We start from the raw sequence: 20,128 nt of genomic DNA on the forward strand, positions 1-20,128 counted from the left end.
CGTAGTCGTATCCGACTATGCTACTGGATCCAATGGAAACAGGTAAAGACTCGTGTTAAACAGCTTGAGAAACTAGGGGTGAAACCCTATCAAGCCTATCAATGGGGAAATACTCGTAAAGGCCATTGGAGAACGGTGCATAGCCCGATCTTGACCCGGACGCTCAACAACGCATTTTTAAAGAAACAAGGGCTACTATGTCTTAAAGAAATAGTAGCCCCTAAAGCTGTTTATGTTTAATGAACCGCCGTATGCCGAACGGCACGTACGGTGGTGTGAGGGGACAGGTAATCAAATAATGATTACCTTCCTACTCTATGCTTGTCTGAATTAACTATTTAGCTAATTCTTCTAATTTTTCTCCTGTAACCTCAGCACGTATTTTTGCTTCGATTTCTTCAGATAATTCTGGGTTATCCATTAACAATTGTTTAACCGCATCTCTACCTTGTCCAAGTTTAGTATCTCCATAAGAGAACCAGGAACCCGCTTTTTTGATGATGTTGAAATCAACACCAAGATCGATAATCTCACCTGTTTTAGAAATACCTTCACCAAACATAATGTCAAATTCTGCGATACGGAAAGGAGGAGCAACCTTGTTTTTAACAATTTTTACTTTTACTCTATTTCCTGCTACTTCGTCAGAATCTTTAATTTGTGATGTTCTACGAATATCTAAACGAACAGATGCATAAAACTTAAGGGCATTACCACCAGTCGTAGTTTCTGGGTTACCAAACATTACACCAATTTTTTCGCGCAATTGATTGATAAAAATACAGCAACATCCTGTCTTAGCGATTGTTCCGGTAAGTTTACGTAATGCTTGCGACATTAAACGAGCGTGTAAACCCATTTTAGAGTCACCCATCTCACCTTCAATCTCTGCTTTAGGTACCAACGCAGCTACGGAGTCAATTACAATTACGTCAATAGCACCAGAACGAATCAGGTTATCAGCAATTTCTAAAGCTTGCTCACCATTGTCTGGTTGAGATATCAACAGGTTATCCACATCAACGCCTAGTTTTTTTGCATAGCCTTTATCAAAAGCATGTTCAGCATCAATAAACGCAGCCATTCCGCCTTTTTTTTGTGCTTCAGCAATGATATGGGTAGCCAAAGTAGTTTTACCTGATGATTCAGGACCGTATATTTCAATAACCCTACCTTTTGGAACTCCGCCAATGCCTAATGCAATATCTAAACTGATAGATCCGGTAGATATAGATTCAATAGGCTCAACTGGATTGTCACCTAATTTCATCACTGTACCCTTACCATATGATTTTTCTAACTTATCTAAAGTAAGTTGAAGCGCTTTTAGTTTGTCTGCGTTTATGCTCATGTTTTTATAATTCTTTATTAAGATAGACATTTAATGTATAGACCTAAATGCTAAATCTGTATGCTAATTATGTTAGCAAATATACTGTGTTTTAATTTTAAATATGCAAATAAAGTTTAAATTATTTTGTGGGCTCCTCCCGATCACTAAATATTTTAGTTATTTTATTGTTTTTTTGGAAATATTTACAGAAATGTGTGATTTCGCAAATACTGCATTTTGGAGACCTGGCCACACAAATGTACCTTCCATGTAAGATCAACCAATGGTGTGCTACATGAATAGTATGCTCGGGTAAATTCTTTACCAGATCTTTTTCTACTGCCAGCGGCGTTTTACCCGCAGTTAAACCAATTCTATTGGCCACTCTAAAAACGTGGGTATCAACCGCCATTGCTGGTGCATTGTATATCACAGAGGCAATTACATTGGCCGTTTTCCTGCCAACACCAGGCATTTTCTGCAATTGATCCACATCAGAAGGTACCTCGTTATTAAATTCATTTAACAGGATATTTGCCATCCCTACCAAATGTTTTGCCTTGTTATTCGGGTAGCTTACACTTCTGATGTAATCAAATACAATATCAGGAGTGGTTTCTGCCAGTGCTTTTGCATTAGGGAAGCGTTGGAATAAAGCAGGCGTAACCTGATTGATCCTTTTATCTGTGCATTGCGCTGATAAAATCACAGCAACAAGTAATTGAAACGGATTATTGTAGTGTAATTCTGTCTCGGCATTTGGTTGCCGGGCAGAAAAATGGGACACAAAAAGTTGATATCTTTCTTTTTTGAGCATAGGCAAACTTAGATAAAAAACGGGCATAAAAAAAGCTGCCGGTTTCGCGGCAGCTTAATGATCTTTTAAAATTACTTGATTCTTGAATAAGCTAAGATCTTAGCAATCGATTCCTCTGAGGGATCTCTTTTGAGCATATCCAATTGAGATTTAATGCTTTCGTAAAACATTGCATCTTGCACTTCAACTTTATCAGTATTTTCCTGATTGTGTTGCGAGTGATCTAAGTTGTTAATTGAAGTAAAGGTTTTCATCATAAGCAGCGGCGCGTATTTAGTTTTAATGAAAAACGCTTAACTGCTTAATTTATTTTCAAATAATTCACTTTGAATTGTAATATATTCTTTACAATTGGAGGAGCCCCTTTAAATCGCTGTTTAAGGCTGAAAATCAGGAGATTTCCTTTACTTTCATCATCTTACGAAGATTATTTAATGCATAACGCATACGTCCTAAAGCTGTATTAATGCTTACATCGGTCAAATCTGCGATTTCTTTAAAACTCAGATCAGCATAATGACGCATAATCAGAACTTCTTTTTGATCATCAGGCAATAAATGAATCATTGCCCTTAAATCAGTATGCGTTTGATCTCTCAACATTTTGTCTTCGGCACTTTCTTCATGAAATTGGAGCAGATTAAATACATCTGTTCCATCGGCACTCGTAATTACTGGTGCTCTTTTCTCACGTCTAAAGTAATCTATAACCAGGTTATGCGCAATACGCATCACCCATGGCAAGAATTTGCCTTCTTCATTATATCTACCCGATCGTAATGTATTAATTACTTTAATGAATGCATCCTGAAATATATCCTCGGCCAGATACTGATCTTTAACCAATAGGTATATGGATGTATAAATTTTCGACTTATGTCTTTTTAAAAGTTCTTCCAGAACGGTTTCATCCCCGTTAAGGTATAACTTAACCAAATCCTGGTCACTCGTTTGTTGTAGTTTCATAGGAGTATCCTTACTAAAATCCCTTGCTTCTTGGTTTCACTTAATCTCTTGCTTCTTTGCTAAAAAATAGTTAGTAGACGTTTTTTTCTATATGAATTCTCCTATTGGTTTGTTAGTTAGTGGTTTGATTTATGGCTCAATATTTCAAAAGAACCATTTTTTTATTACAAAACCATATAAAAAGTGTTAAAAAAAAATAAAAGTGGATTGAGAGCCTTATTTTTGCACTTACTGAGAAAAACCAAAATTCTTTTATTTGGGTTATATTAGCAGTATTCTAGCAAGAAATCAATGAATAAGGAAATCAATAAAGATCCACATAAACATATAATCATAAAGGGTGCCAGAGTTCATAATCTTAAAAATATAGATGTAGCTATACCTAAAAATAAGCTCGTGGTGATTACCGGAATGTCAGGTTCTGGTAAGTCATCTTTGGCCTTTGATACTTTATATGCTGAAGGGCAGCGCCGTTACGTAGAGAGCTTGTCGTCTTATGCCCGTCAATTTATGGGAAGGATGAATAAGCCCGATGTAGATTATATTAAAGGGATCGCCCCGGCAATCGCTATCGAACAAAAGGTAATTACGTCAAATCCTCGTTCTACAGTTGGTACTTCGACAGAGATTTATGATTATCTAAAACTGCTTTTTTCCAGAATAGGGAAGACTTATTCTCCTGTGTCAGGAGAAATAGTGAAAAAAGATACAGTAACCACGGTTGTTGATTTTATTTCTGCACTAGGAGATGAAAGTGTAGTGACCATTTTTTGTCCATTATTTCCTCACAATAACAGATCCTTAAAGGAAGAGCTGGCTGTGCTTTTGCAGAAAGGCTTTTTAAGGGTGTATTATAAAGAGAAGATCCATAAAATAGAGGACATTCTTGAGGATACAGACTTTAAAGACTTCGAGCTCGTAGATGAGCTTACTGTTAATATATTGATCGATAGGATCGTTGTTCACGACGATGAAGAAACTTTAAGTCGTATTGCAGATTCTGTACAGACTGCTTTTTTTGAAGGCAAGGGCGATTGCTATGTGGATTATGAAGGTAAACTGACTCATTTTTGTGACAGATTTGAACTTGACGGTATCCGTTTCGAAGAACCTACCCCAAACTTTTTCAGTTTTAACAACCCTTACGGTGCTTGTAAACGTTGTGAAGGTTATGGAAACGTAATTGGCATTGATGAGGATCTTGTGATCCCAGATAAAAGTAAAAGTATATACGACAATGCAATTGCTCCCTGGAGAGGGGAAAAGATGCGCGAATGGCTTAATAAGCTGATTAAAAGCGCAGATAAGTTTGATTTTCCTATTCACAGATCATACAGTGAATTAACGGAAAAAGAACAAAGATTAATCTGGACTGGTAACAAGTATTTCGGTGGGTTAGACGATTTCTTTAAAGAGTTAGAGGAGCAAACGTTTAAAATTCAATATCGCGTGATGTTGTCCCGTTATAGGGGAAAAACCAATTGTCCAGATTGTAAAGGCTCCAGATTGCGTAAAGATGCATCATATGTCAAAATAGCAGATAAGTCTATCATTGATGTGGTATTGATGCCACTGGAAACCATATTAGACTTTTTTACAAATCTAAAGCTATCTGAAACAGATCAGAAGATTTCTAAACGACTACTAGCCGAAATTGAAAACAGAGTACTTTACTTAAACAACGTAGGATTAGGCTACTTAACTTTAAATAGACTTTCAAATACGCTTTCCGGTGGAGAATCACAGCGGATCAATCTGGCTACATCATTAGGAAGTAGTCTGGTAGGCTCTATCTATGTATTGGACGAGCCAAGTATAGGCTTACATCCTAGGGACACCAATAAGTTAATAGGGGTACTAGAATCACTCAGAAATGTGGGAAACACAGTTATCGTTGTAGAGCACGAAGAGGAAATGATGAAAGCTGCCGATCATATCATCGATATTGGTCCAGAGGCTGGAACGCATGGTGGTAATCTGGTGTTTAGCGGAACCTATGAGGAGATCATTAAAGATGAAAACAGCTTAACCGGACGTTACCTTTCTGGTGAAGAAAAAATAGCGATTCCTACAAGACGTAGAAACTGGAAAGACCACGTTTTAATTAAAGGAGCGAGGGAAAACAACCTTAAGAATATAGATGTAAAAATCCCTTTGGGTGTATTTACAGTCGTTAGTGGCGTTTCGGGATCAGGTAAAACCAGTTTAATCAAAAAGATATTTTATCCGGCTCTACAAAAAGCGATAGGTAATTATTCTGGAGAGCAAACCGGCGCTTACGATGGTATATATGGCAACTACGAATTGGTAAGTCAGGTAGAGATGGTTGATCAGAACCCAATAGGGCGCTCATCAAGATCAAATCCGGTTACCTATGTAAAAGCCTGGGATGATGTTCGCGCCTTATTCTCGGCCTTGCCAGCTTCAAAAGCGGCAGGACTAAAACCAGCAGCTTTCTCTTTTAACGTAGAGGGCGGTCGTTGCGACGTTTGTCAGGGAGAAGGAGAGGTAAAGATAGAGATGCAGTTTATGGCTGATATTTACTTGCCTTGTGAAACCTGTGGCGGTCGCAGATTTAAGCAACAAGTTTTAGACATTACCTATGAGGATAAAAACGTAGCCGACATATTGGACCTTACCATTGAAGAAGCTGTTGCATTCTTTAGCAATGAGCCTAAAATATTACAGAAACTACAACCTTTAGTGGATGTTGGTTTGGGATATGTGCATTTAGGCCAGTCTTCCAATACATTATCGGGTGGAGAGGCGCAACGTATTAAGTTGGCATCTTTTCTAATCAAAGGAAATAACGCCAATAAGACGATGTTTATTTTTGATGAGCCGACAACAGGACTGCATTTTCATGACATCAAAAAATTACTTATTGCCCTAAATACCCTAATAGAACAAGGGAACTCGATCCTGGTAATTGAGCACAATATGGACATGATAAAGTCAGCGGATTGGGTGATAGATATCGGACCTGAAGGTGGAGATAAAGGTGGAAATGTTGTTTTTGAAGGAACTCCAGAGGATCTTTTGGGTGTAAAAGAGTCTTACACAGCAAAGTACTTAAAGGAGCATATGTAGTCAAATCGTTGTATCTTCGCGCATGATTTTTTTAACACTCTTTCTGGGGATCATTTTAAATATGCTAGGTTATATTCCTCCTGGGAATATAAACCTAACCGTAGTTCAGCTTACAATTACCAGAGGTATCAGGCAGGCCTTATATTTTATTGCGGCGTTTTCTACTGTAGAAATCCTTTTCACTTTTGGTGTGATGCGTTTTGTGCAGTGGCTTTCCAGCGAAATTAATCTCGAAAGTACCATCGACGTAGTGATGGTGTTTATGTTTGGTATTCTAGGTGTATTAACCTGGAGATCGAGAAAAGAGATGCCTAAGGAAGATTATTCTAAGAAGGATAGTATTAAGTACGGTATGCTTTTAGGGGTTGTTAACCCTATGCAGATTCCTTATTGGCTATTTGTGGGTACTTATCTGATCTCTCACGAATGGATTGATACAGGTTACCTTTCTCTATCTGTTTTCAGTATAGGGTCGGGGATAGGAGCTGCATTGGCCTTATATGGCTTTGCCAGGTTTGCACAATACATACAAGAGAAATTTACGCTAAGTAGCTATATCGTTAATAAAAGTATTGCACTACTATTTTTCGCCTTGTCGGCCTACCATATTTGCAAAATCACTTATATTCATTTGATTAAATAATACAATTCGTCATACCGGCCTTCACTGGCATGACGAATCGTATAAAATTACTTTAGTAATTCTGGAACCTTTTTGTTGTTCCCTACAATCCAAACAATATCGTCATTTTCAAATACCATATTAGAATCGGGGTTAAGTATGCGCTCACCTTGTCGCTCTATACCTACTACCAAACCTTGTGTAGTTTCTCTAATACCCGAACTCCGTATACTTTGTCCGTAAATTGGGGAGCTGGTATTGACAACAACTTTTTGTAAGGTCATGTCTTTTTTAGGGAAGCTAGCTTCTTCAGCAGTTTCATCCACACTACCTTGGAAAAGTTCCTGAATCATGGCCAGTTGATTATCCGTTCCAATCACCATAACCTTGTCGTTCGGATATAGTCTTTCATCCCTTCCCGGGGTTGGGATCATAATTTTACCCCGCTCAATTAAGGCGATATTAACCCCATATTTTTCTCTGATGGACAATTCCATCAATGTTTGTCCAACTAATTTAGATTCTGGTGCCACCACCAATTCGGCAAGGTGAGTATCCCATGGCAAAATCTCAGGCTGTGCATTTTGCGCTTCACGAGCATTTAAGTTTAGCAAGAAACGACTTTCCAGACGATTGTAAAAGCTTTGCAGTTTCCTCGAAAAGATAAACATTCCAATAACAATCAGTGCGACTGCAATAGCAATGGCTAGCCAGTTGTTATAAAATTGGAAGATTAGAAAGCAAACGAAGAAAATAGCCAATGAAATCCGTAAAGTTTCCAAGGCAACTAATGGACCCCTGGTGTATTTTTTATTGAGCCATAAATGAGAATAAGCCTTTTTCTCGATCCTCCTAATGGCCAATGCCCATAGAAAAGGTGTCATAATAATTAAGGTAATCACCAGACTAAGCACAATACCGTTGTTACCAGGAATAATACCGGTAATAAAGGGTTGTAGGTATTTCGAGCCTAAAACAGCAATTGAAATCAGGATAACAGAGTGAATGATGGTGTTAAATGTGTACGATTTAAGTAGCACTTTCCAGTCGCTCAAGGTCGTAATACCTGCTGTACTGGAACTATATCTGTTTAATCCCTCAACCCATTTTTTAGGTAGATTCCGCTCTAAAAAGTAGTAAAAAGGTTCGGATGCCTTAATTAAGTAAGGGGTAGTAAAGGTTGTAATTGCCGATACCGCCACTGCAATCGGGTAAAGGAAGTCGCTCGTTACTTTTAGTGTTAGTCCCAGCGTTGCAATAATGAAAGAAAACTCCCCAATCTGGGCTAAGCTTAAGCCTGTTTGTACTGATGTTTTAAGCGGCTGACCAGAAACCAAAGCGCCCATACCAGAACTTAAAAATTTACCCAGAATAGTTGCAAGCGTAATTACCAAAATAGGCAGCGCATAGTCAACCAAAATACTAGGGTTGATCATCATACCCACCGACACGAAAAATATCGCAGCAAATAGATCTTTAACGGATTTTGTTAAGTGTTCAATCCGTTCTGCTTGTGTTGTTTCGGCTAGTATTGAGCCCATGATGAAAGCGCCAAGCGCTGGCGAAAATCCTACCTTAACAGCAAGCAATACCATAATTAGACATAAGGCGATAGATACAATCAGCATAGTCTCATCATTCATCAGTTTCTTTGTCGCCTTTAAAAAAGTAGGAACTAAGAATATACCGCCTATAAACCATAAAATAAGGAAGAAGCACAGTTTCAAAATAGAAACAAGCATCTCTGCGCCTGCAAACTGCTGACTTACGGCAAGGGTAGATAATAAGACCAATAATAAGATGGCAACTAAATCTTCTACAATCAATACCCCAAATACCAGCCCCGCAAACTTCTTATGCTTTACGCCAAGCTCTTCAAATGCCCGGATAATGATAGTTGTGGAGGAGACAGAAAGAATACCGCCTAGGAATATGCTATCCATTGTAGACCAGCCCATGGCCTTACCGGCTATGAAACCAATCAACAACATAAATACGACCTCTACAATAGCTGTAATAGAAGCCGATCCACCAACCTTTACCAGTTTCTTGAAACTAAATTCAAGACCTAGGCTAAACAGTAAGAAGATAACTCCAATCTCTGCCCAGATGGTGATGCTTTCATTGTCAGTAACGGTGGGTATAAAATCGATATGCGGACCAACCAGTAGTCCGGCCAAGATATAGCCCAGAACCAATGGTTGTTTTATTTTTTTAAATAGAAGCGTAGTTATTCCTGCAGCGGCAAGTATTAGCCCTAAATCAGTAATTAATACTGGTAAATGTATCATATAAACGTATTTTTTTATTGTGGTATCGTATTATGTTAAAAAGTATTTAGCATAAGGTTTTCACCAAAAAACATGTTTGGGGTACAAATAATCAAATATAAACGAATAGCAACAGTGTGGAAATGAGTTGTAAATCTTAACAGTTAAAACCTGATATTGTTTAAAGCTGCCCTGAATCTCAAAAGATAAAGGATAGTCGAAACCCGATTTTTTTATAGTAGAATGAATAAATGGAGCATCGTCAAAAAGAAATTTTTTAAAGGACGACGAATGCTTTTTACTGGCTTGATAATGAAATGCTCTTGTTGCAGTTTTTTCCTGCTGACGCTTAATTCTTGTTGTGCCACATTCTTTTCCCGAAGCAAATTGCAGGGAGATTAGCTGTATACAAAAAAGTATTATTGCGCTAAAAAGACACCTCATTGCCGTAAATATAGCAAAAAAAGTCCTTTTTTGCTAATAAAAAGGCATGGAATTGAGATTAAGATAGGCTGCTAAAATAGGCTAAAGTGTCTTCCTTGTCTTTTTGTAATTGCACTTTAAGGGCTTCCAATCCGGTAAATTTAACGTCATCTCTTAAAAACTGCAGGAAGGTCATGGTGATGTCCTGTCCATAAATTTCCTGATTGAAATCGAATATATTCACCTCAATATTTCTTGTCATGCCATTGATGGTAGGTCTTTGCCCAATGTAGGCCATGCCTTTAAAGGGTTGCCCATCCATATCAACTGTCACCGCATAAATACCGTCCGCTGGAATCAGTTTGTAAGTTTCTTCAATAAAAAGGTTGGCCGTAGGGAAGCCTATGGTTCTACCAATTTTATCACCTTTGATCACTCTTCCATACAAAGAAAAGTTGTAGCCTAAATATTTGGCAGCCAGGGCTACCTTACCGCTCAAAAGGGCACTACGTATTTTGGTAGAGCTTACCGCAACATCGTTGATATCTTGCTCAGGGATCACCTCAATTTTATAATCATAGGTTTTAGCCTCAGCTTCCAACTCAGGCATTCCACCTGCTCTATCCTTACCAAAACGATGGTCGTAGCCCACAATCAGTTGTTTAACGCCGATCGTATCTACCAGGATATTTTTAATATACTCCTGAGGACTCATGTTAGAGAAATCACGCGTAAAGGGGGTAATGATTAAATGATCTACGCCTAAGCTCGCTAAAATCTTAGCTTTCTCATTAATGGTATTGATCATTTTTAAATCCTGATTTTCAGGATCTATAATTAACCTTGGGTGCGGAAAAAAGGTAAGAATTACACTTTCTCCACCTGTAGCTTTAGCGAGCTCACACAGTCTTTTAATAATCTTCTGATGACCATAATGCACACCATCAAACGTGCCAATGGTAACTACCGCATTATTTAATCTTTTAAATTCAGAAAAGTGATTGTATATTTTCATAAAATTAATGTAAGGCCTGGCGTTTTACCACACCTCCTTTTATATCAGCGATTTGCTGTTGTATTACGAATGCGTCAGGATCTATTTGCCTTATGGCAGTTTGTAGTTTGCCCATTTCCAGCTTAGTTACAACAGTATATAAAATATCTATATCCTTTTTTACACCGTAGCCGCCTTCGCCTTTATAAATGGTTACACCGCGTTTCATCTGGTTAATGATGAATTTTTTAATCTGAACATTCTTCTCCGAAATAACAGTAACTCCGGTATATTGTTCGATCCCATTTACAATATAATCTACCGTATTAGAGGCCGATAAGTAAGTTAAGATAGCATAAAGTGCAGTATCGATGCTTAACAATATCGCTGCGAAAGAGAAGATGACAATGTTTAGGATCAGAATGATGTTACCCACCGTAAGCGTGCTTTTTTTACTGATGTATAAGGCCAAAACCTCTGTTCCATCAATTACACAGCCGCCTCGCATAGCCAAACCAATCCCGCCACCTAAAAATAGTCCACCAAAAAAGGCAATCAATAAAGGATCATGGGTAATGGGTTTAAAAGGGGCTACAACCAATAAAATAGCAAGTATTGATATGGCAACAGATGTTTTAATGGCAAAAACTTTACCGATTTGTCTGTAACCTAAAATAACAAAAGGAATGTTGATGATCACAATCAGATAAGAAAGCTTAAGGCCTGTTACATTGCTAATCAATAGCGAGATACCTGTTACTCCACCATCAATAAAACCACTAGGGAGCAAGAAACTTTTTAAGCCAAAACAAGCCGAAACAATGCCACATATAATTAAAAATACGTTTTTCGCAAAGTTTAATTTCTTTGGTTTTGTCTGCCCCCGCATAGTTATGCTTTTTGTTCCCTAAGATAATCAACAAGATCCTTTACTTCGTAAGCATTTTCCAATAAAAAGTTGCCACTTCTGGTACGCACCAGTTTAGATAAGTAGGCTCCGTTGTTTAATTGCTTTCCAAAATCAGAAACCAGTGATCGGATATAGGTCCCCTTGCTGCATACAATTCTAAAATCAACTTCTGGTAATTCAATTCTGGTAATTTCGAAAATCGGAACACTTACATCGCGCAGACGCAATTCTGGTTCTTCACCTCTACGGGCCTTCACATACAGGCGTTCACCATTTACCTTTACAGCAGAGTGTGCGGGTGGGTATTGTTGTATATCGCCAGTAAACGGAGCTGTAGCAGCGCGTATTGCTTCTTCAGTAAGTCCATCCAATGGGAACTCCTGGTCGACTACCGTTTCCATATCAAAAGAAGGGGTAGTGGCGCCAAGTATCATGGTTCCGGTATATTCTTTTTCTTCTGCTTGGAAGGTGTCTATTTGCTTTGTTAGTTTTCCTGTGCAAAGGATCAGTAATCCGGTTGCCAGTGGGTCTAAAGTACCCGCATGGCCAACCTTTAATTTTAATGGTTTCAGGGAATTTCTAATTTTTCCTACCACATCAAAGCTAGTCCATTTATAGGGTTTGTTGATTAGTAGTAATTCTCCTTCGGCAAAATTAAATTCAGGAAATATTTTTTTTATAGGTTCTTCTTGTTGGTCTGTCATTACAATACATTCATTTCAACCCCTGAATAATAAAGTGCAATCAATACTACACCTATTATTATCCTATACCAGCCAAAAATTCGAAATCCGTGTTTAGATAAGAAGCCAATAAACGATTTAATCGCTATAATGGCCACAATAAAAGCAATAAGGTTACCAAACAATAATAATTTAATGTTTTCTGTATTTAACAAGTGGTAGCCTTTTAATAATTTGTATCCCGTTGCTGCGCACATAGTAGGTACAGCAAGGAAAAAAGAAAATTCAGCTGCTACATGTCGGGTTAGCTTTTGTTGCATACCGCCAATAATGGTAGCTGCACTTCTGCTTAAACCTGGAAAAATAACAGCCAAAACCTGAAAGCATCCAATTTTGAATGCATTTATATTGGTGATGTCTTTTTCGTTATGGATGGTGTGATTTTTAAACAATTTGTCAATAAATAACAGGACAAATCCACCTAGTAACAATACTACAGCAATAAAAAGAGGGTTGCCTAAAGTATTGTCAATAAAGTCGTTCAATAAAAACCCAAAAAATAAAGCCGGAATAACGGCGATAATTAGTTTTACATAAAACTGCCACTTACTGAAGTCAAAGAATTTCTTCCAGTAAAGGACAACAACAGCTAAAATGGCACCTAGCTGGATGGCTACTTCAAACAATTTAACAAAATCATCCTTACCAATACCCATAAAGGAACTGGCAATTACCATGTGGCCGGTTGATGAAACAGGTAGAAATTCTGTTAATCCTTCAATTACGGCCAGAATAAAAGCCTGCAAATAATTCATCAGATGTGCTTATTTTTTTAAAATGGCATAAACACCGAAGCCAAAACCAAACAAAACTACCATTGGTGCCAGTAAGGTTTTTCTGAAGTCATAAATATCAGTGGTTCCTATCATCAGGATAAAGCCCAACGCAACGATCGCAATGCTGATCAATAACAACTGATAGTTTTTTTTGGTGAAAACAAGTTCACTTTTGGCGCCCTGAGTTGCAGGGGAAGATTTTTTCTCGATCATTATCTGTAAAGGTCGTAAATTTTTAAGTTTAAATATTTGCTCACTGCAAATGAGGTGCTAATGGCGGTGATAAATACACCTACGCCAATCAGACTAGCCAGTACTATTCCAAACTCAGTGTAATTCCTTAAAATAATCATTTCAGGGATTTCCTTTTGTGCATAAAACAAGATGCCGAGTAGAATTAAAATAGCTATAAAAGCAGCAATTAAGCCGTGTAAAGCCGCAACCAAAATAAATGGCTTACGTATAAAGTTTCTGGTTGCACCAACCAATTGCATACTTTTAATTAAAAAGCGCTGCGAATAAATGGCCAATCTAATGGTGTTGTTAATTAAAGCCACAGAAATGATCAACAAGATAGCCGCGAAGCCTAATATGATTAGACCAATGGTATTGATGTTCTTATTTACCATATCAATTAATGAACTCTGATAAATCACCTCTTTTACGATTGGATTTTTAGCAATACTGGCTTTCAGTGCATCAATGCTTTTATTGTTCGCATAATCAGCTTTTAAATACACATCAATGGTAGATAGGAGTGGATTATAGCCCAGGAAGTTTACAAAATCCTCACCCAAATCATTGGTTAAGTTTCTGGCGGCCATTTCTTTATTCACGTAAACTGTGCTTTTAATGGCCTGATTTGCATTCAGTTCCTTTTGAAATTGCAAAACTGCAGTCTCTTTAGCACCTTCATCTACGATAATGTTCAGGACAATATTTTCTTTTACGTAATTAGAAAGGTTCTTGGCATGTACTAATATTAATCCAAGCATACCCAGCATCAATAAAACAAGGGCAATACTGAATATTGTAGATATATATATGGTTTTTGTCTTCTTAGAAGCATCACTCACTTCAAATTCTTCCATGTAATTGTATTTATGTTCTGCGAAAATAAAAAATATAAGTAACTAATGTACAAAGCTAGAACGTATTTTCATTAGAATATATTTTCTTTTCATTGGATAGCTGCTCGTTTAGGTAGCTTTTGGACCATGCTTATTGAGCAAAGCATTAGTCGAACTGTAATAAAACTCATTGTTGTGTAACATTTTTGTACCAAAGCAATCTTTTTTGCGTTATTATCAGAACAAAATGCTTATTGAAAACCTTAAAAATCATTCCCAAATGAAAAAACAAATTACTTTCGCAATCGGTTTATTATTGATTTTTGCAACTATAACGAGTTGTAAGAAAGACGAAGGAACACAACTTAGAGACAATGTAGTAGGCCGTTGGCAAGTTGCCAAAGTGGAAACAACTGTTGTTGGCTCAACAACGGTTACTTACACAGGTGTGTCGACAGATTACTTTGAATTTCGTAACAATGAGGCCAATGAAGTAGTGATCAGTTTTAATGGCATTAACACAACAGGGATTTATAATGTTCTGGTAGGTGAGCGTATAAACATCACTTATAATGGCAAATTGCGTATTGGGCAGATCACCACAGGCACGGCTAATAAACTTGAAATTACAGCAAATGTTGAAGGAGCTACGCCGCAAACAACGGAAAAATATTACCTAACCAGGTAGCAGATTTTACATAATGAAACCTTCGGGGCTGCTTGGAATATTCCGGCAGCCCTTTTTTGTCAACTTTAAAATCCTTTATATTTGCCTTGAGCCTGGCTCCTAAAATAATGATCAGGCATAAGATGATTAAGCAAGAAAAGCCCGTATTCTTTTTTCGTAATGTTTTAAAATGGATGAGCTTAATCCTGATCATCGGTGTGGCTGCGGGATCACTATCTGCACTCTTTTTAACGTCACTAAATCTTGTTACCACTTTTAGAGATCAGCATACCTGGTTGCTATATTTATTGCCTTTTGCCGGTTTCGTGATTGGGCTCTTGTACTATCATAAAGGGAAAGGGGTAGAGCGGGGAAATAACCTGGTGTTTGATACCGTGCATAACCCTAAAGACGTAATTCCATTCAAAATGGTGCCCTTAGTGCTTATTGGCACGCTCTTTACACATTTGTTTGGTGGATCAGCAGGCAGGGAAGGTACAGCTTTGCAAATGGCGGCGGCTACTGCAGATCAATTACATACCCCATTTAAACTTAATGCTAAAGATCGGGGGATATTGCTCATTGCCGGTTTGAGTGCCGGTTTTGCATCAGTTTTTGGTACACCTTTGGCCGGTATTGTATTCGGGATGGAGGTGCTCTTACTTGCCAGAATCCCAGTAAAGGCTATATTTCCAGCTGTAGCCTCCGCCTTTATTGGTGCTTACGTTACCGAATTATGGGGGGTAGGGCATACGCATTATCACATCGCTTATATCGAACCACTTTCTTTAAGGACTATTGTGTACAGTGGCTTGGCTGGCGTAGCATTTGGCGTAGCTGCTATTTTATTTGTGAGGCTCACGGATGGCTTATCGCATTTGTTTAAGAAAATTAGTTATGCGCCTTTACGCCCATTTATTGGTGGTATTATTGTAATGTTATTGTTTTTAATACCGGGTACCTACAAGTATGCTGGATTGGGTATTCCAACCATTTTGGAATCTTTTAATTCGGCTTCACAGACTCAGGATTTTGCGCTTAAAATACTATTCACTGCAATTACCCTTGGTGCGGGTTTTAAAGGTGGCGAAGTGACACCACTTTTCTTTATCGGAGCAACTTTAGGTAGCATGCTATCGCTGTTTCTTCCCCTTCCTGTGGGCTTGTTGGCTGGAATGGGATTTGTTGCTGTATTTGCCGGCGCGGCCAAAACGCCATTGGCTTGTTGCATCATGGCTATGGAGTTGTTTGGCATTTCATGCGGTATATATGTAACCATCGCATGCCTTGTTGCCTACTTTGTTTCGGGCCGACATAGCATCTATAATGCAACCGAGAATAAGGATCCACGGCACTTCCTATTTGGTAAAATCAAGTATTCTTATTTTAGTAAAGCTTAACTAATAGCCTATTTTGTAAAAGCGTTTCGCTAACTACCTTTATTTCTTTATTTTCGCGCTACAAAAAGGAATAGCATTAATGGATTACCAATTTAAAGAAATAGAGCAAAAGTGGCAAAAATTCTGGGCTCAGAATCAAACGTTTAAGGCAGAAACTGAATCTGCTAAACCTAAATTTTATGTGCTCGACATGTTTCCGTATCCTTCAGGAGCGGGATTACATGTTGGTCATCCGCTAGGCTATATTGCTTCTGATATATTTGCGAGGTATAAAAGACTGAAGGGCTTTAATGTGTTACACCCGATGGGATACGATTCTTTCGGCCTACCGGCAGAACAGTATGCGATCCAAACCGGACAGCATCCTGCTATAACCACCGAAACCAATATCAATACTTATCGTAAGCAATTGGATGCAATCGGCTTCTCTTTTGATTGGAGTAGAGAAATTCGTACAAGTGACGCGACCTATTATAAATGGACGCAGTGGATCTTTATGCAGTTGTTTAATTCATGGTATAATCTTGAAAATGATCGCGCAGAAGATATCACTAGCCTGATCGAAAAATTCAATGCCTCGGGTACTGCTGATGTTAAAGCCGTTTGCGATGAAGATGTAAAAAGCTTCATGCCAAGCGACTGGTCGACTATGTCACCTCGTGAAAAGCAAGAAGAGCTTTTGAAATATCGGTTAACATTTTTAAAAGAAAGCACAGTAAACTGGTGCGCTGCTTTAGGTACTGTGCTGGCTAATGATGAAATAAAGGACGGTTTTTCTGAACGCGGCGGTCATCCGGTTGAGCAGAAAAAAATGATGCAGTGGAGTATGCGCATCTCTGCTTACGCCGAACGCTTGCTGCAAGGATTAAATACGATCGACTGGCCAGAGCCTGTTAAGGAAATGCAACGCAACTGGATCGGCAAAAGTGTTGGCGCAAGCGTAAGGTTTACTATCGAGAAATCGGCAGAGCTTGAATCTCAAATCTCAGCGCTTAAAGATGATTATATTGAAGTTTTTACCACACGTGTGGATACCATATTTGGTGTTTCTTACCTGGTGCTTGCGCCGGAGCATGAGTTAGTTGCCCAGTTGACTACAGCTGCACAGCAAAACGACATCAATAATTACATTGCCCAAACTAAGAAAAAATCAGAGCTTGATCGTATGGCTGATACCAAAACGGTATCGGGAGCCTTTACAGGAAGCTATGTGATTAACCCAGTGAGCGGTGAGCGCATCCAACTTTGGATTGCAGATTATGTATTGGCTGGTTATGGTACGGGTGCCGTAATGGGTGTGCCAAGTGGCGACCAACGCGATTGGTTGTTTGCCAGCCATTTTAACTTGCCAATCGTACAAATTCTGGATGCTCAGCAAGATATAGAACATCAGGCTGATGCCACCAAAGAAGGAAAATATATCAATTCTGGTTTCATTAACGGAATGAATTATACTGAGGCTACTGCAACTTTAAACGCATGGCTGGAAGAAAAAGAAGTAGGTAAGGCTAAGATCAATTACCGCATGCGTGACGCTATTTTTGGTCGCCAGCGGTATTGGGGAGAGCCAATTCCGGTGTATTTTGATTATGGTTTACCTTATTTGATTAAAGAAGGTGAACTGCCTTTGAGGCTGCCAGAAGTTGACAAATATTTACCTACCGAAACTGGTGAACCGCCATTGGCAAGAGCCGAAGGTTGGAAATATGAAGATAGATACTCGTACGAACTAAGCACGATGCCGGGATGGGCAGGTTCTAGCTGGTATTGGTATCGCTATATGGATGCCGATAACTTTTCGGACTTTGCAAGTGAAGAGGCTATAGAATACTGGAGAGATGTGGATTTGTATATCGGTGGTTCGGAACATGCTACAGGTCACCTTTTATACAGCCGCTTCTGGAACAAGTTCTTGAAAGATATGGGACATGTAAAAGAGGAAGAGCCTTTCAAAAAACTGATCAATCAGGGGATGATTCAAGGCAGAAGTAATTTTGTGTATCGTGTGATTGATGAAGAGGGAAGAGGCACAAATACTTTGGTTTCTTATGGTTTAAGAAAAGACTATAAAACTTCTGCATTGCATGTTGACGTAAACATTGTTGACAATGAGATCTTAGACATCGAGAAATTTAAGTTGTTTAGACCTGAGTTTGCGAATGCTGAGTTCATTCTTGAAAACGGTAAATATATCTGTGGTGTAGAGGTTGAAAAGATGTCTAAATCTAAATTCAACGTAGTTAACCCTGATGTGTTGATCGAGAGCTACGGAGCTGATACGCTACGTATGTACGAAATGTTTTTAGGCCCGCTAGAGCAAAGCAAACCTTGGAATACCAATGGTATTGAAGGCGTGTTTAAATTCTTGCGTAAGTTTTGGCGTTTGTTCCACAATGAGAACTGGACATTCCATGTAAGTGATTCTGTACCTACTAAAGCTGAGTTAAAAGCGCTACATAAGATCATTAAAAAAGTGCAGGATGATGTGGAACGTTTCTCGTTCAATACATCTGTTTCGAGCTTTATGATTGCTGTAAATGAGTTAACCGACCTGAAATGTAAAAATCGTCAGGTCTTGGAAGATCTGGTTGTTGTTCTTTCTCCTTATGCACCGCACATTTGTGAAGAACTTTGGGTACTATTAGGACATGAAGCAGGTAGTTTATCTTATACTGCTTATCCAACTTTTAATCCTGCACATTTGGTAGAGGATGAGTTCAGTTACCCTGTTTCTGTAAATGGTAAAACGCGCTTAAATTTAAGTCTGAGTCTTACTTTAGAGCCTAAAGAGATTGAAGAAAGGGTATTGGCTAACGAAGATGTACAGAAATACCTGGAAGGCAAGACACCGAAAAAGGTGATTGTTGTGAAGGGAAGAATTGTGAATATTGTAATATAAAATAATACTTCTTGTGAAAAGCTTCTAGTGAAAACTAGGAGCTTTTTATGTAATATTCCAAGCCAATTATTTGGTTATAAAGTGGCTATTTCTTCTATGGTGAGTCCAGTGGTTTTAGATATGATACTTAACGAAATATTTTCATTTTTTAATTTGATGGCCATTTCTTTACGTTCTTCTATGCGCCCCTCTATACGACCTTCTATATGCCCCTCGATACGGCCTTCAACAATTCCCTCAACACGTCCCTCAACACGTCCCTCTATGCGTCCTTCTATAAGGCCCTTTTCTCGGCCTTCGTCTTTCGCATTTTCCATCACGCTATAGTTATCCCGTTGTATTTTTAATCTTTGATTATATTCGCACATTTCTTCTCGCGTTAAATTGCCCACTTCAGCAAGCTCAAATACTTTTTCGTATTCTGTATTGCCTACCAAAGATAGCGGTATTTCAGATAATTTTTCTAGGTTATTTAAGATGTAAAGCCACTGATCCAGTTCAGTTTCCAATTCAGTTTCCAGTTTTTTAAATTTAGGCATCTCTATAAAAGTATACGACAACTTTGAATAAAATTCTTGGTGCGTATTGTTGTCCATTAACCTAATATCATGTATAAAATGATCCGGGTGGCTGTCGTCGAAATTAAAATTCATTATCCCTATAAAGAATACTTCAGGAATCTCATAATCCCAATCTGCAGGTACACCGATGCCCTGCTCCTGAATCAGATTTGCGGTATAAAAAATACTTCGGTCTTTAAAGTTTTTAGGTTTTGCTTTCTGCATTTCTACGATAAATTTTTCACCCCTGTCGCCAGTACAGAGTAAATCAAATACTGTTTTCCTATAATCCTCACCGGACCCTTTAAACTCGGTATTATTATACTGAATATCAACAATTACTTTCCTTCCTTTTAGCACCTGATTGATAAAACTGATTAATAGGTTTTTGTTGTGGGCTTTACCAAAAATGTGTTTAAATCCAAAGTCGCTATAAGGATCAATATAGCGTGCCTGATCCTTATTACTTATTGGATCGATGGATCTTGTAATACCTGTTTCTTCGCTCATTTTTCCTTTATTATTTCAGCAAACCTCTCGAGATAATTCATGATAAACTTCACTGCGCTGAAATTTGGTTGAAAACGC

At 38.3% G+C, this 20,128-nt stretch carries 17 protein-coding genes and 1 pseudogene; 6 read left to right on the forward strand and 12 right to left on the reverse strand.

Going from position 1 to position 20,128, the window contains the following annotated elements; all coding sequences use genetic code 11:
• A pseudogene (locus BLS35_RS28115) lies at positions 1 to 240 on the forward strand (hypothetical protein); the annotation flags it as partial.
• A gap of 94 nt (positions 241 to 334) precedes the next feature.
• Here the strand turns inward: BLS35_RS28115 and recA are convergent.
• The 4 genes from recA to BLS35_RS26000 all read right to left on the reverse strand — a co-directional run bounded on the left by recA (position 335) and on the right by BLS35_RS26000 (position 3,116).
• Positions 335 to 1,351, reverse strand: a complete 1,017-nt coding sequence (gene recA, locus BLS35_RS25985; RefSeq protein ID WP_090787338.1) for a recombinase RecA — start codon at positions 1,349 to 1,351, stop codon at positions 335 to 337.
• Between the two features lie 121 nt (positions 1,352 to 1,472).
• The gene (gene nth, locus BLS35_RS25990) at positions 1,473 to 2,150 is read right to left on the reverse strand and encodes an endonuclease III (RefSeq protein WP_090787137.1); all 678 of its coding nucleotides are present in this window, start codon (positions 2,148 to 2,150) and stop codon (positions 1,473 to 1,475) included.
• A gap of 71 nt (positions 2,151 to 2,221) precedes the next feature.
• A complete protein-coding gene (locus BLS35_RS25995) occupies positions 2,222 to 2,407 on the reverse strand; it encodes a hypothetical protein (protein ID WP_132226079.1) in 186 nt (61 codons plus the stop codon).
• A gap of 133 nt (positions 2,408 to 2,540) precedes the next feature.
• Positions 2,541 to 3,116 (reverse strand): RNA polymerase sigma factor, encoded by a 576-nt coding sequence (locus BLS35_RS26000; RefSeq protein ID WP_090787144.1) that lies wholly within the window; start codon positions 3,114 to 3,116, stop codon positions 2,541 to 2,543.
• 291 nt (positions 3,117 to 3,407) lie between these two features.
• Here BLS35_RS26000 and uvrA point away from each other — a divergent pair, with 291 nt between their 5' ends.
• A complete protein-coding gene (gene uvrA / locus BLS35_RS26005) occupies positions 3,408 to 6,206 on the forward strand; it encodes an excinuclease ABC subunit UvrA (protein WP_090787147.1) in 2,799 nt (932 codons plus the stop codon).
• A gap of 61 nt (positions 6,207 to 6,267) precedes the next feature.
• Positions 6,268 to 6,849, forward strand: a complete 582-nt coding sequence (locus BLS35_RS26010; RefSeq protein WP_254779141.1) for a LysE family transporter — start codon at positions 6,268 to 6,270, stop codon at positions 6,847 to 6,849.
• 47 nt (positions 6,850 to 6,896) lie between these two features.
• Here BLS35_RS26010 and BLS35_RS26015 read toward each other — a convergent pair whose 3' ends face one another.
• From BLS35_RS26015 to BLS35_RS26050, 7 genes are all read right to left on the reverse strand, one after another.
• Positions 6,897 to 9,119: a cation:proton antiporter domain-containing protein gene (locus BLS35_RS26015; protein WP_090787152.1), complete on the reverse strand. Its 2,223-nt coding sequence runs from the start codon at positions 9,117 to 9,119 to the stop codon at positions 6,897 to 6,899.
• 481 nt (positions 9,120 to 9,600) lie between these two features.
• On the reverse strand, positions 9,601 to 10,536 hold the full coding sequence (locus BLS35_RS26025; RefSeq protein WP_090787158.1) for a bifunctional riboflavin kinase/FAD synthetase: 936 nt from the start codon (positions 10,534 to 10,536) through the stop codon (positions 9,601 to 9,603).
• 4 nt (positions 10,537 to 10,540) lie between these two features.
• Entirely contained in the window at positions 10,541 to 11,404 is an 864-nt protein-coding gene (locus tag BLS35_RS26030; protein ID WP_090787161.1) for a YitT family protein, read from the reverse strand.
• 2 nt (positions 11,405 to 11,406) lie between these two features.
• Complete coding sequence (truB, locus tag BLS35_RS26035) at positions 11,407 to 12,129, reverse strand: tRNA pseudouridine(55) synthase TruB (protein ID WP_090787163.1); 723 nt, start codon at positions 12,127 to 12,129, stop codon at positions 11,407 to 11,409.
• Positions 12,129 to 12,923, reverse strand: coding sequence for an undecaprenyl-diphosphate phosphatase (locus BLS35_RS26040; RefSeq protein ID WP_090787165.1), 795 nt, complete (start codon positions 12,921 to 12,923; stop codon positions 12,129 to 12,131). Before BLS35_RS26040 ends, truB begins: the two co-directional genes overlap by 1 nt.
• A 9-nt stretch (positions 12,924 to 12,932) precedes the next feature.
• Positions 12,933 to 13,157, reverse strand: coding sequence for a DUF3098 domain-containing protein (locus BLS35_RS26045; RefSeq protein ID WP_090787167.1), 225 nt, complete (start codon positions 13,155 to 13,157; stop codon positions 12,933 to 12,935).
• Positions 13,157 to 14,035, reverse strand: coding sequence for a cell division protein FtsX (locus tag BLS35_RS26050; protein WP_090787170.1), 879 nt, complete (start codon positions 14,033 to 14,035; stop codon positions 13,157 to 13,159). The genes BLS35_RS26045 and BLS35_RS26050 overlap by 1 nt, the downstream gene beginning before the upstream one ends.
• 259 nt (positions 14,036 to 14,294) lie before the next feature.
• On the opposite strand from BLS35_RS26050, the gene BLS35_RS26055 reads away from it, so the two are divergent.
• The 3 genes from BLS35_RS26055 to leuS all read left to right on the forward strand — a co-directional run bounded on the left by BLS35_RS26055 (position 14,295) and on the right by leuS (position 18,980).
• A complete protein-coding gene (locus BLS35_RS26055) occupies positions 14,295 to 14,702 on the forward strand; it encodes a hypothetical protein (RefSeq protein WP_090787340.1) in 408 nt (135 codons plus the stop codon).
• Positions 14,703 to 14,824: 122 nt separating this feature from the next.
• Positions 14,825 to 16,081, forward strand: a complete 1,257-nt coding sequence (locus BLS35_RS26060) for a voltage-gated chloride channel family protein (protein WP_090787343.1) — start codon at positions 14,825 to 14,827, stop codon at positions 16,079 to 16,081.
• A gap of 79 nt (positions 16,082 to 16,160) precedes the next feature.
• On the forward strand, positions 16,161 to 18,980 hold the full coding sequence (gene leuS, locus BLS35_RS26065; protein ID WP_090787173.1) for a leucine--tRNA ligase: 2,820 nt from the start codon (positions 16,161 to 16,163) through the stop codon (positions 18,978 to 18,980).
• A 74-nt stretch (positions 18,981 to 19,054) separates the two neighbouring features.
• On the opposite strand, the gene BLS35_RS26070 is transcribed toward leuS, so the two are convergent.
• On the reverse strand, positions 19,055 to 20,050 hold the full coding sequence (locus BLS35_RS26070) for an Rpn family recombination-promoting nuclease/putative transposase (protein WP_090787176.1): 996 nt from the start codon (positions 20,048 to 20,050) through the stop codon (positions 19,055 to 19,057).
• Positions 20,051 to 20,128: the final 78 nt, after the last annotated feature.

The organism is Pedobacter sp. ok626 (genome assembly GCF_900100435.1).
In the GTDB taxonomy this organism is placed as follows: domain Bacteria; phylum Bacteroidota; class Bacteroidia; order Sphingobacteriales; family Sphingobacteriaceae; genus Pedobacter.